This window comes from Pseudomonas sp. GM18 (genome assembly GCF_000282195.1).
In the GTDB taxonomy this organism is placed as follows: Bacteria; Pseudomonadota; Gammaproteobacteria; order Pseudomonadales; family Pseudomonadaceae; genus Aquipseudomonas.
This window is the reverse complement of record NZ_AKJT01000104.1, coordinates 1-14,325: the sequence shown is the minus strand read 5'-3', so window position 1 is coordinate 14,325 and position 14,325 is coordinate 1. Positions and strand designations below refer to the sequence as shown.

At 60.3% G+C, this 14,325-nt stretch carries 18 protein-coding genes; 10 read left to right on the top strand and 8 right to left on the bottom strand.

The window, feature by feature from the left end; all coding sequences use genetic code 11:
• Positions 1-95: 95 nt before the first annotated feature.
• Entirely contained in the window at positions 96-755 is a 660-nt protein-coding gene (locus tag PMI21_RS03580; protein WP_007941290.1) for a glutathione S-transferase family protein, read from the bottom strand.
• 127 nt (positions 756-882) lie between these two features.
• Between PMI21_RS03580 and PMI21_RS03585 the strand changes: the two genes are divergently transcribed.
• The 3 genes from PMI21_RS03585 to PMI21_RS03595 all read left to right on the top strand — a co-directional run bounded on the left by PMI21_RS03585 (position 883) and on the right by PMI21_RS03595 (position 4,699).
• Positions 883-1,167, top strand: coding sequence for a hypothetical protein (locus tag PMI21_RS03585; RefSeq protein WP_007941288.1), 285 nt, complete (start codon positions 883-885; stop codon positions 1,165-1,167).
• A 233-nt stretch (positions 1,168-1,400) separates the two neighbouring features.
• Positions 1,401-1,646 (top strand): TIGR02647 family protein, encoded by a 246-nt coding sequence (locus PMI21_RS03590; protein ID WP_007894898.1) that lies wholly within the window; start codon positions 1,401-1,403, stop codon positions 1,644-1,646.
• A 206-nt stretch (positions 1,647-1,852) separates the two neighbouring features.
• Positions 1,853-4,699, top strand: a complete 2,847-nt coding sequence (locus PMI21_RS03595; RefSeq protein WP_007941286.1) for a class I adenylate cyclase — start codon at positions 1,853-1,855, stop codon at positions 4,697-4,699.
• A 6-nt stretch (positions 4,700-4,705) separates the two neighbouring features.
• Here PMI21_RS03595 and rnk read toward each other — a convergent pair whose 3' ends face one another.
• The 3 genes from rnk to cyaY form a co-directional block, all read right to left on the bottom strand.
• On the bottom strand, positions 4,706-5,116 hold the full coding sequence (rnk, locus tag PMI21_RS03600) for a nucleoside diphosphate kinase regulator (RefSeq protein ID WP_007941285.1): 411 nt from the start codon (positions 5,114-5,116) through the stop codon (positions 4,706-4,708).
• 153 nt (positions 5,117-5,269) lie between these two features.
• Positions 5,270-5,497 (bottom strand): DUF1289 domain-containing protein, encoded by a 228-nt coding sequence (locus tag PMI21_RS29205; protein WP_081499543.1) that lies wholly within the window; start codon positions 5,495-5,497, stop codon positions 5,270-5,272.
• Between the two features lie 4 nt (positions 5,498-5,501).
• The gene (cyaY, locus tag PMI21_RS03605) at positions 5,502-5,834 is read right to left on the bottom strand and encodes an iron donor protein CyaY (RefSeq protein WP_007941284.1); all 333 of its coding nucleotides are present in this window, start codon (positions 5,832-5,834) and stop codon (positions 5,502-5,504) included.
• 238 nt (positions 5,835-6,072) lie between these two features.
• Here cyaY and lptM point away from each other — a divergent pair, with 238 nt between their 5' ends.
• Genes lptM through PMI21_RS03635 form a run of 6 tightly spaced genes read left to right on the top strand, consistent with a single transcriptional unit; the run spans position 6,073 to position 10,680 of the window.
• Complete coding sequence (lptM, locus tag PMI21_RS29195; RefSeq protein ID WP_007941283.1) at positions 6,073-6,246, top strand: LPS translocon maturation chaperone LptM; 174 nt, start codon at positions 6,073-6,075, stop codon at positions 6,244-6,246.
• A 9-nt stretch (positions 6,247-6,255) separates the two neighbouring features.
• Positions 6,256-7,503: a diaminopimelate decarboxylase gene (gene lysA, locus PMI21_RS03615; protein ID WP_007941282.1), complete on the top strand. Its 1,248-nt coding sequence runs from the start codon at positions 6,256-6,258 to the stop codon at positions 7,501-7,503.
• 4 nt (positions 7,504-7,507) lie between these two features.
• Complete coding sequence (gene dapF, locus PMI21_RS03620) at positions 7,508-8,338, top strand: diaminopimelate epimerase (RefSeq protein WP_007941281.1); 831 nt, start codon at positions 7,508-7,510, stop codon at positions 8,336-8,338.
• A gap of 13 nt (positions 8,339-8,351) precedes the next feature.
• Positions 8,352-9,077, top strand: a complete 726-nt coding sequence (locus tag PMI21_RS03625) for a DUF484 family protein (RefSeq protein WP_007941280.1) — start codon at positions 8,352-8,354, stop codon at positions 9,075-9,077.
• A 2-nt stretch (positions 9,078-9,079) separates the two neighbouring features.
• Positions 9,080-9,979 carry a tyrosine recombinase XerC gene (gene xerC, locus PMI21_RS03630; RefSeq protein ID WP_007941279.1) on the top strand — a complete coding sequence of 300 codons (900 nt, stop codon included), beginning with the start codon at positions 9,080-9,082 and terminating at the stop codon, positions 9,977-9,979.
• Positions 9,976-10,680: an HAD family hydrolase gene (locus PMI21_RS03635; protein ID WP_007941278.1), complete on the top strand. Its 705-nt coding sequence runs from the start codon at positions 9,976-9,978 to the stop codon at positions 10,678-10,680. The genes xerC and PMI21_RS03635 overlap by 4 nt, the downstream gene beginning before the upstream one ends.
• 91 nt (positions 10,681-10,771) lie before the next feature.
• On the opposite strand, the gene sutA is transcribed toward PMI21_RS03635, so the two are convergent.
• The 4 genes from sutA to glnK all read right to left on the bottom strand — a co-directional run bounded on the left by sutA (position 10,772) and on the right by glnK (position 13,548).
• The gene (sutA, locus tag PMI21_RS03640; RefSeq protein ID WP_007941277.1) at positions 10,772-11,095 is read right to left on the bottom strand and encodes a transcriptional regulator SutA; all 324 of its coding nucleotides are present in this window, start codon (positions 11,093-11,095) and stop codon (positions 10,772-10,774) included.
• 102 nt (positions 11,096-11,197) lie between these two features.
• Positions 11,198-11,623, bottom strand: a complete 426-nt coding sequence (locus PMI21_RS03645; RefSeq protein WP_007941276.1) for a secondary thiamine-phosphate synthase enzyme YjbQ — start codon at positions 11,621-11,623, stop codon at positions 11,198-11,200.
• Positions 11,624-11,836: 213 nt separating this feature from the next.
• Positions 11,837-13,174: an ammonium transporter gene (locus tag PMI21_RS03650; RefSeq protein ID WP_007941275.1), complete on the bottom strand. Its 1,338-nt coding sequence runs from the start codon at positions 13,172-13,174 to the stop codon at positions 11,837-11,839.
• Positions 13,175-13,209: 35 nt separating this feature from the next.
• Entirely contained in the window at positions 13,210-13,548 is a 339-nt protein-coding gene (glnK, locus tag PMI21_RS03655) for a P-II family nitrogen regulator (protein ID WP_002555808.1), read from the bottom strand.
• A gap of 417 nt (positions 13,549-13,965) precedes the next feature.
• Here glnK and PMI21_RS03660 point away from each other — a divergent pair, with 417 nt between their 5' ends.
• Positions 13,966-14,232, top strand: a complete 267-nt coding sequence (locus PMI21_RS03660) for an accessory factor UbiK family protein (RefSeq protein WP_007941274.1) — start codon at positions 13,966-13,968, stop codon at positions 14,230-14,232.
• The last annotated feature ends 93 nt before the right edge of the window (positions 14,233-14,325 follow it).

The window sequence follows — 14,325 nt, the reverse complement described above, 5'->3', positions numbered from 1 at the left end:
TTGGCCAAAATCTATGGCAGACAGAGAAACCTGTGGGAGCGGCGGTGCGGCGATCCGACTTGCCCGCGATGTCTGACTTCAAAGCACTACAAAACTTACTTCTTCGACGCGATCATCGCCAAAAACGCGGGCATTGCTGCGTCCTTGTCTACCGCAATTCGCTGCACGTTCGGATTCTGCCCCAGACGCTCCAGCAGCGCCCTGGCCGCCGGCATCTGCGCCAACAGATCGATATCGAACAGCTTCTGCGCCACGGCACAGGCCATCGGCACGCTGTACAGGAAATACAAATCCGCAATGCTGAGACTGTTGCCCGCTACGTAAGGGGCGAACTTGCCGTGCCTGCCCAATGAGGCGAAACCCAGCAGCAGCTCGGCCTTGGTCTTGTCCTTGATCGCCTCCGGCACAGACATGCCGAAAAACGCTTCGGGGTAGCAGGCGCGCGCCGGCAGTTCGATGTACAACTCGATTTCCTTGGCCAAAGCCAGCGCCTGCGCTCGTTCGAAGGGCCCACTCGGCAGCAGCGGCGTGCCTTTCTGACTCTGCTCGAGGTACTCGAGAATCACGCTGGTTTCGTTGACAAAACCTTGCTCGACGCCCAGCACAGGAATCTTGCCGCGCGGACTGATGGCCAGCGCCTCGGGGCTGGTGCCTGGGTAAAACGGCACTTCTTCAAACGACAGTCCCTTCTCCAGCAACGCCAGCTTGACCATGTTGTAGTAGTTGCTGACGCAAAATCCATAAAGCTTGAGCATTACATAGCCTCCAGGCCGTGCAGGGGGGGTTGGCAGCGCCAGTTATAGATCGCCCGGGCGCTTCTTGCCAGCAGCATCACAATGCTGAATGCAGGTAAACTGGCCGCCTTTCCTTGAGGAGCCTGCCATGAGCGAGCCAAACGACATCGACAACGACGAAGAAGAATTCGCCGAAACGACGCTGATCGAAGCGATCGAGAACCAGATCGAAAGCGACAACCCGCCAGCCGCCAAGGCAACCTTCAACAAGCTGACCCTGGTGGGTTACGAGCGTGAAGAAATCCTCAATCTGATGGCTCATGTGCTGGCTTACGAGATCGACGCCATGCTCGATGAAGATCGTGCGTTCGACACCCAATGGTACGAAGCGGCGCTGCGCGCGCTGCCAGAGTTGCCGCCGGAAAAGCAGTAAACGCAAAAATCAAAAGATCGCAGCCTTCGGCAGCTCCTACAGGGGAACGCATTCCAGGCAGGAGCTGCCGAAGGCTGCGATCTTTTGATTCAGGCAACCGTTTTTCAGCCCCTGACTACACGGGAACGCAACCCTTCCAGGCGAAAAACCCTGTTGCCAGCACTGGACATGCCTCACCGACGGGTTCACCTTAGGGGCGCTATCGTCTAATTCCTAGAAAGTCTGGAGTCCTTATGTCGCTTACCCCTGAGTTGGTTGCCGAACTGGAAATCCTCGCACTCTTCAACCTGGACAGTTCCCAGGAAGGTTTGAAAATTCATCAGACCGCTGCCCCGAAAGCCATTGCCGCCGCACAAAGACTGTTCGATAAAGAATTGATCACCCAGCCCGATGGCGGTTATCTGACCAGCCTGGGGCGTGACGCCGCACAAAACGTGCAAACCGTTCTCACCATTCTGTCCGTGCGGGAAACAGCCTGAGCATCACTGCATAGCCCACGGAAAGCTCTGTCACGGGATTTCCGCGGGCACACTTGATGACTGGCCCTGTCACCTGCCGTCGCCCGACGATAGAAGTCTGACGCCAAAAAACAAATTCAGCTTAAAAGTCCCGGGGCCGAGGCGCTAAACTGCCCCTCATCCTGAGCCCTCCCACGTCCGAGCCCCGCGAGCCGGATTGAGCTGACATGACCCACACCCATGAAATCCGCCCCGATCTGGACGAGGGAATCGACCGCAAGGTTCTCAGTCAGCTTCGCGCCCGTTTTCTGAAGCTCAACGAGGGCCGCATGGCCCGCGCCATGGAAGGGTTGTCGACCCGACAGCAAACGGTGCTGACCCTGTTGCCGCTGTTTTTCCACGTCAATCATCCGCTGTTGCCGGGTTATGTCTCGGGTAGCACCCCGGCCGGGTTGTCGAATTACGAACCCGACACCAACACCCTCGCCGAAGCCCAACGCCTGACCCGCTCGTTTTCCTACAAGCCGCGCCATGGCAGCAATCCGCCGCGTCCCATTCACGGCCTGTTCCTGATGGGCAGCCTCGGCACCCTGGCCCAGGCCGATCAGAGCGACATGGACGTGTGGGTCTGTCACGGGCCGGACTTGAGCGAAAGCGAGCTCACCGAGCTGCGCAAAAAAAGCCAGTTGCTGGAAGTCTGGGCTGCCAGCCAGGGCGCCGAGGCGCATTTTTTCCTGATCGACCCGGCCCGCTTCGTGCTCGGCGAACGCGATACGCAATTGAGCTCGGAAGACTGTGGTACCACCCAGCACTATCTGCTGCTGGACGAGTTCTATCGAACCGCGATCTGGCTGGCCGGACGCACCCCCATCTGGTGGCTGGTGCCGGTTTACGAAGAGGCCGCGTACAACCGTTACACCCACACGCTGCTTTCCAAGCGTTTCATCCGTGCCGACGAAACCCTGGACCTGGGGCATCTGGCGTACATCCCGCCCGGGGAATTCATCGGCGCCGGGCTCTGGCAGTTGTTCAAAGGCATCGAATCACCCTACAAATCAGTGCTCAAACTGCTGCTGACCGAGGTCTACGCCAGTGAACACCCGAAGGTCCACTGCCTGAGCCTGCGCTTCAAAAAGGCGGTGTTCGCCAATCAATTGGACCTCGACGAACTGGACCCGTACATGGTGGTTTACCGGCGCATCGAGGAATACCTCACGGCTCGGGGCGAACCGGAGCGGCTCGAGCTGGTACGTCGTGCGCTGTACCTGAAGGTCAATCGCAAGCTCACCGGCAGCAGCGGTCGCACCCAGAGCTGGCAGCGTTCGTTGCTCGAACGCCTGGCCCACGAATGGCATTGGGATCAGCGTCAGTTGGCGTTGCTCGACAGCCGCAGCCAGTGGAAAGTCCGCCAGGTCAGCGCCGAACGTCGGGCCTTGGTCAGCGAGCTGAATTACAGCTACCGCTTCCTGACACAGTTTGCCCGCAACGAGCAGACCGCCAGCCTGATCAACAAGCGCGACCTCAATGTGCTGGGCCGGCGGTTGTACGCGGCCTTCGAGCGCAAGGCCGACAAGGTCGAATTCATCAACCCGGGCATCGCCCCCGATCTGGCCGAAGACACCTTGACGCTGGTGCAAGCCCCGAACAAGAGAGAACCGGGGCAAACCCAATGGGGTTTGTACAATGGCAGCCTGACCGCCCACGAGTGGGAGCATTTCGCGCCGATCAAGCGCAGCCGCCAGTTACTCGAACTGCTCACCTGGTGTCACCGTAACGGCGTGATCGACAGCAGCACCCGCCTGGCCCTGCACCCTGGCGCCAGCGACTTGAGCGAGTTCGAACTGTTCAACCTGCTCGGCAGTCTGCAACAAAGCATCGCCCTGCCCCTGGCTACCGTCGCCGAAGAGCCTTTGCTGCGCGCCAGTGTGCCGAGCGAAGTGTTGATTCTGGTGAACGTCGGCGTCGATCCACTCAAGCACCATCGCGACATGAACATCCTGATGACCACCGAGCGCACCGATTCCCTGAGCTATGCCGGCGTGCGGGAAAATCTGGTGCTGACCCTGGATCAGGTCACGCTCAACAGCTGGAACGAAGTGCTGGTCAGCCGCTTTGACGGCCCCCACGCCCTGCTCGACTGCCTGCGCGATTACCTCAACAACTTGCCAAGCGGCCCACAGCAGCCCAAGTTGCGGGTGCGTTGCTTCTGCCACAACCGCGCACAATTCATTGCCCGACGGGTCGAGGAAGTTCTCGATACCGCGCAAAACCTGCTGCTGAGCAAGCTCAATCATCGTTACCTGATTCAGGTCCAGCAGCATTACCACGTGCTGGAGCTGGTGCCCGGCCAGGTCAATCACGTTGCCCTCGCCACGCTGCCGGCGCTGCTCGACTACCTCGGCGAAGAGCTGGCGAGCTACAGCCCGCTGCATCTGGACCCGATGGCACTGGAAGACCACGACCTGGCGCTGATCCTGCCCATGGGGCAACCCGACTGCGTTCAGGTGTTCTACCGGATCAACGAACACCAGGCCGATATGTACGTACTGGATGAGTTCAATGCCTTGTGGCAACAACGCTTGCCCTATCACGACGAACAAAGCCTGCTGGTGCCGCTGCAGCGCTTCCTGCAATCGATCCAGTACCGGCGCGACGCCTTGCTGCCGATGGACGCCGCCCAGCCGCTGAGCCTGGAAACTTTGTATTACCAGTTGTTGCCTTCAGGCACCGCGCGGGCGCGTCGGGTCGAAGCCCGGCCGGCGCCGCAAACCCTGGTCAACAAACCGTTCTATGACGTACAGGCGATCGTCGGCAAAGCCGCACCGGGGCAGGTGCAGGTCACGTTGTATTGCAATCAGCGGGAATTTTCAGAGCTGGAACATGGCGACCAACTGTTCAGCGTGGTCGCCCGAAAAATCGTCGAACAGCGCCGCGAGACCGAACGCTATCGCTGCTACATCACCGACCTGGACCTGTCGGGCCTGATCGGTGATGGTCAGAGCTCAAGCAATTTGTATTTGCACTACAAGGCCGACCTGGAGCGCGCATTGAACGAGGCGCTCGAGCAGGTCTGAGGGGTTTTATTCCGGGAAGGCGCCGCCATTGGCAGGCTGCGATTCGACTTCCAGCAGGGTCAGCTTGAGGGTCTTGCCGCCCGGTGCCGGCCAGTCGATGTGCTGGCCAACCTTCAAGCCGAGCAACGCACTGCCCACCGGCGCCAGAATGGAAATCCTGCCTTCGTCGGCGTTGGCATCCTTGGGGTAGACCAGGGTCAGGTGGTAGTCCTTGCCACTGCTCTCTTCACGGCAATGCACTTTGGAATTCATGGTCACGACATCGGCTGGCACCTCTTCGTGACCGACCAGAGTATCGGCGCGATCCAGTTCGGTTTGCAGCGCGATAACGCCCGGCAGCGAGTCATCCAGGCTGTCGATCAGGCGCTCCAGACGTTGCACGTCCAGACGGGTAAGGGTGATGGAAGGTGCGGTCATGATCAGGGCAGACTCCTTTCTTCTGCACGAAAAAAGCAAAACCCCGCCAGAAAAAGGCGGGGTTTTCACGAGCCTCGATGGGTTGAGGCGTATCTGGACACTATCACAGCTCAATAAATAAACAAGCCGCCACCGGACAGCCTGCGGTAGCTCCTACAGAGGATTGACGGTGGCCTTACGATTCGAGGCCTGCGCGCAAATCACCCGCCGCCGCTCATCATCGGCCGAGCGCCATTCGCGAATATCTTCGACATGCCGAAAACACCCAAGGCAAACCTTCTGCTCATCCAGCCGGCACACACCGCTGCACGGCGAAGGCACTGCCGGGCTGACGTTGCTATAGAGCGGCTTCGGCGGCCGGACCGGTGCGGTTTCAGTCACGGAATCACAGGCCTTCGAAATCGAGTTCGACGTCGGCTTGCTGTTGGACGATGCGCTCGAGCATCTCGCCCAGTTGCTCGTCGCTCTTGTCACACATCCAGCGCTTGCTCTCTTCGTCGTAGTCGAAGTGGAAGCCACCCGACACCGCCGCCAACCACAGCTGACGCAACGGCTCCTGACGACTGAAGATCAACTGGCTGCCGTTTTCGAACTTGACGGTGAGCACACCGGCCGAGCTCTCCAGATCGATATCCAGGTCACTCTCATCGAAAATATCCTCCAGCATCTGCTGGGTGGCATCGACCAGGTCGTGAAAACGGGCTTCAGTCAAACTCATTACGGGAACCTCAAAAAGTGTCTACTCACGCTCAAGCGCCGCAAGATACGGGCGAGCCCCGATGATTGCAAAGAATAACCACCAAGGACGAGGTGCGGTACGAAATATCCCTGCGCGACGCAGGACAAGTTACTGCGCCACAGTCAAAGGCCCGCCGGACGGGAGCCGCGTCACATAGGCAAGCTGCCGGGTGGCCGGTATACTCCGGCGCAATTAACGCATTTTCAAGGATTTCGCCATGAAGCGCCTGATCTCTTCCCTTGCTGCGCTCGTCGCGGTTGCCTGCCTGGTATCGGCCTGTGGTCAAAAAGGCCCGCTGTACCTGCCCGATGACAGCCAGGATCCTGCAGAGCAGGCCAAGTCGTCGCAACAGTCTCCGTCGAAAGCACACAAGCACGACGTCTACCAATAAGGGAACGCCATGGACGCTTTTAACTACCGTGACGGTGAGCTGTTCGCGGAAGGTGTTGCCCTGTCCGCCATCGCCGAACGCTTTGGTACACCGACCTACGTCTACTCCCGTGCCCACATCGAAGCCCAGTACCTGGCTTACGCCGATGCGCTGGCCGGCACGTCGCACCTGGTCTGCTTTGCGGTCAAGGCCAACTCCAACCTGGGTGTACTGAATGTCCTGGCCCGTTTGGGCGCCGGTTTCGACATCGTTTCCCGTGGCGAACTGGAACGTGTCCTGGCCGCTGGCGGCCGCGCCGACAAGATCGTGTTCTCCGGTGTCGGCAAGACCCGTGACGACATGCGTCGCGCCCTGGAAGTCGGCGTGCATTGCTTCAACGTCGAATCCACCGATGAGCTCGAGCGTCTGCAAGTAGTGGCCGCCGAGTTGGGCGTTCGCGCACCGATCTCGCTGCGCGTCAACCCGGACGTCGATGCCGGCACGCACCCGTACATCTCCACCGGTCTCAAAGAGAACAAGTTCGGCATCGCCATCGCCGACGCCGAAGACGTGTATGTCCGCGCCGCGCAACTGCCTAACCTGGAAGTGGTCGGCGTCGATTGCCACATCGGCTCGCAACTGACCACCCTGCCGCCCTTCATCGATGCCCTCGACCGCCTGCTGGGCCTGGTCGACCGCCTCGGCGATTGCGGCATCTACCTGCGCCACATCGATCTCGGTGGCGGTCTGGGCGTGCGTTATCGCGATGAAGAGCCGCCATTGGCTGCCGACTACATCAAGGCTGTGCGTGAACGTCTCGACGGTCGTGACCTGGCGCTGGTGTTCGAGCCAGGCCGCTTCATCGTCGCCAACGCCGGCGTGCTGCTGACCCAGGTCGAGTACCTCAAGCACACCGAACACAAAGACTTCGCCATTGTCGACGCAGCCATGAACGACCTGATCCGCCCGGCGCTGTACCAGGCCTGGATGGACGTTACCGCCGTGCGCCCTCGCGATACCGCGGCGCGTGCCTACGACATCGTCGGCCCGATCTGCGAAACCGGCGACTTCCTGGCCAAGGACCGTCAGCTGGCCCTGGAAGAAGGCGATCTGCTGGCCGTGCATTCGGCCGGTGCCTACGGGTTTGTCATGAGTTCCAACTACAACACCCGCGGCCGCGCCGCTGAAGTGTTGGTGGACGGTGATCAGGCAATCGAAGTGCGTCGCCGCGAGACGGTAGCCGAGTTGTTTGCTGGCGAAAGCCTGCTGCCGGAGTAACCCCATGCTGCTGCGTTTTACCAAGATGCACGGCCTGGGCAATGACTTCATGGTTCTCGACCTGGTCAGCCAGCACGCGCACATCCTGCCCAAGCATGCCAAGCAATGGGGCGACCGGCACACCGGCATCGGGTTCGACCAGTTGCTGATCGTCGAGGCGCCCAGCAACCCGGACGTGGATTTCCGCTATCGGATCTTCAACGCCGACGGCTCCGAAGTGGAACAGTGCGGTAACGGTGCACGCTGCTTCGCCCGCTTCGTGCTCGACAAGCGCCTGACCGCCAAGCGGCAGATTCGCGTCGAGACCAAAAGCGGCATCATCGAACTGGACATCCGCAACGATGGCCAGATCAGCGTCAACATGGGCGCCCCGCGCCTGGTGCCGGCCGAGATTCCGTTCGAAGCCCCGAGCCAGGCCGTGAGCTATCAGGTCGACGTCGATGGCACCCCGGTTGAACTGGCCGCAGTGTCCATGGGCAACCCCCATGCCGTGTTGCGGGTCAGCGATATCAACAATGCACCGGTGCATGAACTGGGGCCGAAAATCGAACATCACCCGCGCTTCCCGGCGCGGGTCAATGTCGGTTTTCTCCAGGTCATCGACCGGAACCGCGCGCAGTTGCGCGTCTGGGAACGCGGGACCGGGGAAACCCAGGCCTGCGGAACCGGCGCCTGTGCCGCCGCAGTGGCCGCGATCAGCCAGGGGTGGATGGATTCGCCGCTATTGATCGACCTGCCCGGCGGGCGCCTGTCCATTGAATGGGCAGGCCCTGGCCAACCGGTCATGATGACCGGCCCGGCAGTACGCGTATACGAAGGACAAGTGCGTCTTTGAGTGAGCGAAATCCATGACCGACAAGCCCCAGGTTCCCGCCCTACAGCCCGACGAATCCCCTTCCGAAAGCCTTGAGGCGGCGGCGATTGCCGCGTACCTGGAGGCTCATCCGGATTTCTTCATCGAGCACGAAGAACTGCTCCCGGCCCTGCGCATTCCGCACCAGCGCGGCGACACCATTTCGCTGGTCGAACGCCAGATGACAATTCTGCGCGATCGCAACATCGAGTTGCGTCATCGTCTCTCGCACTTGATGGACGTGGCCCGCGACAACGATCGTCTGTTCGACAAGACCCGCCGTCTGATTCTCACATTGATGGACGCGACCAGCCTGGAAGACGTGGTGATCGGCGTCGAAGACAGCCTGCGCCAGGACTTTCAGGTGCCCTTCGTCAGCCTGATCCTGCTGGGCGACAACCCGATGCCGGTAGGCCGCTGGGTCACCCACGCCGATGCACAAACGGCCATCGGCGGCCTGCTCTCGGAAGACAAGAGCGTCTGCGGCAGCCTGCGTGAGCATGAACTGGACTTCCTGTTCGGCGAAGAACAGCGCAAGCAGATCGGCTCCACCGCCGTCGTCGCCATCAGCCACCAGGGCATCCACGGTGTTCTGGCCATCGCCAGTCGCGATCCGCAGCACTACAAGAGTTCGGTGGGTACGTTGTTCCTCAGCTACATCGCCGAAGTCATGGGCCGCGTGCTGCCACGGGTCAACAATTCCCTGCGCTCGGTACGCTGATCGTGGAACGGCAACTGGACGCTTACTGCGAACACCTGCGCAGTGAGCGGCAGGTGTCGCCGCATACGCTGTACGCCTACCGCCGCGACCTCGACAAAGTGCTTGGCTGGTGCGTCAAACAGAACATCGGCAGTTGGGCCGCGCTGGACATCCAGCGGCTGCGCAGCCTGATCGCTCGCTTGCATGCACAAGGCCAATCGTCCCGCAGCCTGGCGCGGCTACTGTCGGCGGTGCGCGGGCTCTATCATTATCTGAACCGCGAAGGCCTGTGCGACCACGACCCGGCCAATGGCCTGGCACCGCCCAAGGGCGAACGCCGCCTGCCGAAAACCCTCGACACCGACCGTGCGCTGCAACTGCTGGAAGGCGCCGTAGAGGATGATTTTCTGGCGCGTCGGGATCAGGCAATTCTGGAGCTGTTCTATTCCTCCGGCTTGCGCCTTTCCGAACTGACCGGGCTCAACCTTGATCAACTGGACCTGGCTGACGGCATGGTCCAGGTCCTCGGTAAAGGCAGCAAGACCCGACTGTTGCCGGTTGGCAAAAAGGCTCGCGAAGCATTGGAGCTATGGCTGCCGTTGCGGGCCATGGCCAACCCGGCGGACGACGCGGTGTTTGTCAGTCAGCAAGGCCGGCGCCTTGGCCCCCGGGCAATTCAGGTGCGGGTCAAGGCCGCCGGCGAGCGCGAGCTGGGACAGAACCTGCACCCGCACATGTTGCGACACTCTTTCGCCAGCCATTTGCTGGAGTCCTCTCAGGACTTGCGCGCCGTGCAGGAACTGCTCGGCCACTCGGACATCAAGACCACCCAGATCTACACCCACCTGGACTTCCAGCACTTGGCGACGGTCTACGACAGCGCCCATCCACGGGCCAAACGCATTAAAGGCGATGATTCATGACCATCCAACTGATCACTTTCGATCTCGACGACACCCTGTGGAACACCGCCCCGGTAATCGCCAGCGCCGAAGCCATATTGCGTGAATGGCTGACCGAGCATGCGCCGAACCTGGGCGCGGTGCCGGTGGAGCATTTGTGGTCGATTCGCGAGCGGGTGTTGAGCAACGAGCCGAGCCTCAAGCACCGCATCAGCGCGCTGCGTCGGCGGGTGCTTTTTCATGCTCTGGAAGAGGCTGGTTACGACCATGGTCAAGCCTCAGACCTGGCTGATCAAAGTTTTGAAGTATTTCTGCATGCCCGGCATCAGCTGGAAGTATTCCCCGAAGTCGAGCCGACGCTGGAGACGCTGGCCAAGCACTACGCCCTCGGCGTAGTGACCAACGGCAACGCCGATGTGCGCCGACTGGGCCTGGCGGATTACTTCAAGTTTGCCCTGTGCGCCGAAGACATCGGCATCGCCAAACCGGATGCGCGACTGTTTCATGAAGCGTTGCAACGTGGCGGCGCGACCGCTGAAACCGCGGTACATATCGGCGATCATCCCGGCGATGACATTGCCGGAGCCCAGCAGGCTGGGTTGCGAGCGATCTGGTTTAACCCGGCGGGCAAAGTGTGGGAAGCCGAGAAGGCGCCGGACGCCGAGATTCGCAGTTTGACCGAGTTGCCGGGGTTGTTGGCGCGCTGGAACTCGGTTTCGTAGCGTCTTCGAGATCGCCTTCGACCCACTTATCCTCGCCCATGAAAAAGCCCGCAGCGACGGCGGGCTTTTTCAGCAAGCAGGAAGCAGGCGCTTAGATAGGCCGGCTGCCGTACTTGTTATCAGGCTTCTTGGGAGGATCGGCGACCACATTGGCCTCCACTTCCTGCACCTTGCCGCCCCGTGCCAGAAACTCTTCCATGGCCTTGGCCAGGGCATCGCGTTCCTTGTTCTTGGCTTCAACGCTCGGCAGCTCATCGACCGATACCGCTGCCTTGGCTTTGCCTTTGGCAGTCGGAACGGGCACATCAGCACCGTCATCGTCAGCAACGTCTTCCGCTGCTGCTTCCAGACCTTCTTCGGCCTCGTCTTCGTCGCCTACTTCGAGGTCGTCGTTTTCCAGATCATCGTCGCTCATGTTCTACCTCATGACTTGCGAAAAGCAGATTAGTTATAGCCCAGCTTTGCCTTCTGTCGAAGTCTGCCGGAAAAAATTCAACCACCGCTGGTGACCAGCGGTTTATGCCCCTTCACCGTGCACGGTGGCGAGGACTTTACGAGCACCGCCATGATCACGGTGCTCGCCCAGATAAACGCCTTGCCAGGTTCCCAACGCCAGTCGGCCTGCCGAGATCGGCAAACTGAGCTGACAGCCAAGCACGCTGGCCTTGAAGTGCGCCGGGAGGTCGTCCTGGCCTTCGTCGTTATGCTCATAGTCGTCCGTTCCTTGTGGGATCAGACGATTGAAAAATCGTTCGAAGTCGCGACGTACCGCCGGATCGGCGTTCTCGTTGATGGTCAACGACGCCGAGGTATGCTGTAGCCACAAATGCAACAGACCGACCCGGCACGCCTTGAGTTCAGGCAAGCCGGCGAGTAACTCGTCCGTTACCAGATGAAAGCCCCGGGGCCGTGCCCGCAGGGTAATCAGAGTCTGTTGCCACATACAGTTCTCCGCACGTTCGGGGCGCATTCTAGCGCGCTCTGGGAAAAAACAAAGGCCCTAATATTCCTTCAATCGTGTAAGCCATTGGCCGCAGAAAAACACCCGTTGTAAACGCCCCTGAACGTGTATGAAAAAACCTTTCAGCCTTTCCTCCACTGACAAAATCAAGACAAAAAAATGCCCGGCAAGCCGGGCATTATTTTGTAGGCGTGCTTACAAGTTGTAGCCGCGTTCGTTGTGCAGCGCCAGATCGATGCCGACTGCCTCTTCTTCCTCGGTGATACGCAGACCGATGACGGCGTCCAGCACCTTGAGGATGATGAAGGTGACGATCGCGGTGTAGATCACCGTGAAGCCGACGCCTTTGCACTGAATCCAGACTTGAGCCGCGATGTCGGTGACGGTGCCGAAACCACCCAGGGACGGTGCCGCGAACACACCCGTCAGGATCGCGCCGAGGATACCGCCGATACCGTGCACGCCGAAGGCATCCAGGGAATCGTCATAACCGAGTTTGCGTTTCAGAGTAGTCGCGCAGAAGAAGCACACGACGCCTGCTGCCAGACCGATCACCAGAGCGCCCATCGGGCCCACGGTGCCAGCCGCCGGAGTGATTGCAACCAGACCGGCCACCACACCCGAAGCGATACCCAGTGCACTTGGCTTGCCATGGGTGATCCACTCGGCAAACATCCAGCCCAGCGCCGCAGCGGCGGTGGCGATCTGAGTCACCAGCATCGCCATGCCGGCAGTGCCGTTGGCGGCCGCAGCGGAACCGGCGTTGAAACCGAACCAGCCGACCCACAACATCGCAGCACCCATCAAGGTGTAACCGAGGTTGTGCGGCGCCATTGGAGTGGTCGGGAAGCCTTTACGCTTGCCCAATACCAGGCAGGCAATCAGACCGGCCACACCGGCGTTGATGTGCACCACGGTGCCGCCGGCGAAGTCGAGTACGCCCCAGTCCCACAACAGGCCTCCGTTACCGGACCAGACCATGTGCGCAATCGGTGCGTAAACCAAGGTGAACCACACGCCCATGAAGATCAGCATGGCGGAGAACTTCATCCGCTCGGCGAAGGCGCCGACGATCAGCGCCGGGGTAATGATGGCGAAGGTCATCTGGAAGGTGACGAACACCGCCTCAGGGAACAGCGCCGCAGGCCCGGTCAGACTCGCAGGCGTGATACCGGCGAGGAAGGCCTTGTTCAGACTCCCGAAGAACGAGTTGAAGTTGATGACGCCCTGTTCCATGCCGGTGGTGTCGAACGCGACGCTGTAGCCATAAATGACCCACAGAACGCTGATCAGACCGGTAATGGCGAAGCACTGCATCATCACGGAAAGAAGGTTTTTCGACCGAACCATGCCGCCGTAGAACAGCGCGAGGCCGGGAATGGTCATGAACAGCACCAGGGCTGTCGAGGTCATCATCCAGGCGGTATCGCCGGAGTTGAGGACTGGGGCCGCCACTTCGTCTGCCGCCATGGCCAGGCCGGGCATTACGAGGGACAACAGGGCTCCTAGCCCTGCGATTTTACGCAGAGTCATATTGTTTTCTCCTGGGGCGTTGGGTTTGTGGCGGCTTAGATTGCGTCGGTATCGGTTTCGCCGGTACGGATGCGAATCGCCTGTTCCAGATTGACCACGAAGATCTTGCCGTCACCGATCTTTCCGGTGTTGGCGGCCTTGGTTATCGCCTCGATAACCCGGTCCAGATCCTTGTCGTCAATGGCGACATCGATCTTCACCTTGGGCAGAAAATCGACCACGTACTCCGCGCCGCGATACAGCTCGGTGTGACCCTTCTGCCGACCGAAGCCTTTGACCTCAGTAACGGTAATGCCCTGCACGCCGATCTCGGACAGCGACTCGCGCACGTCGTCCAGTTTGAACGGCTTGATGATGGCAGTGACTAGCTTCATGAAAACTCTCTCCCGAATTGGTGGACTTGCCCCAGGAAAACAAACCCGACTCAAGTCTAAGCGCAGTGCCTGGCTTTGTAACGCATCGTCGGCCTTACCTGCCCGTCCGACGCCAGCTAACCACTCCGCACGAAACTTCCCCCGTTCCGCTTGGCGCACTGCATTCGTCACAGCGACTGCATCAGTGCATGGGTCACCAGCGACTAAGCAGAAAGCTTGCCATCTATCAAAAACCCATTGATTTCAAGCCCTTGACCGCTGCCACAGGCCCTTCCAGTCGATTGACACAACGGTTACGCACAACAACAGTGCGCGGCCGCCCACCCGCATGCGCGAAAAGCGTGCATCCGTTGCCGCCGAGATTGACTATAGACACTGCGTGGTACACTGCCCGCCATTGTTGACAGGACCTTTCCCATGCTCGCGCCAAAAGACTTCCTCGACGCCCTGAGCGGCACCGCCTCCCGCCTCTTCAGCGGCGACACCCCACTGCCGAAAAGCGAAATCGAAAGCCAGTTCAAGGCCCTGCTGCAAAGCGGTTTCAGCAAGCTGGATCTGGTGAGCCGGGAAGAATTCGACAGCCAGATGGTCGTGCTCGCACGGACCCGCGCCCGGTTGGAGAGCCTTGAGGCGAAAGTGGCGGAGCTGGAAGCGAGGCTCAATCCAGCTGCTGACGCCGAGTAACCTGATCGTTCCCATGCTCTGCGTGGGAATGCCGCCAGGGACGCTGCGCGTTCCGCTCCAGATGTGACGCAGAGCGTCACGGGATGCATTCCC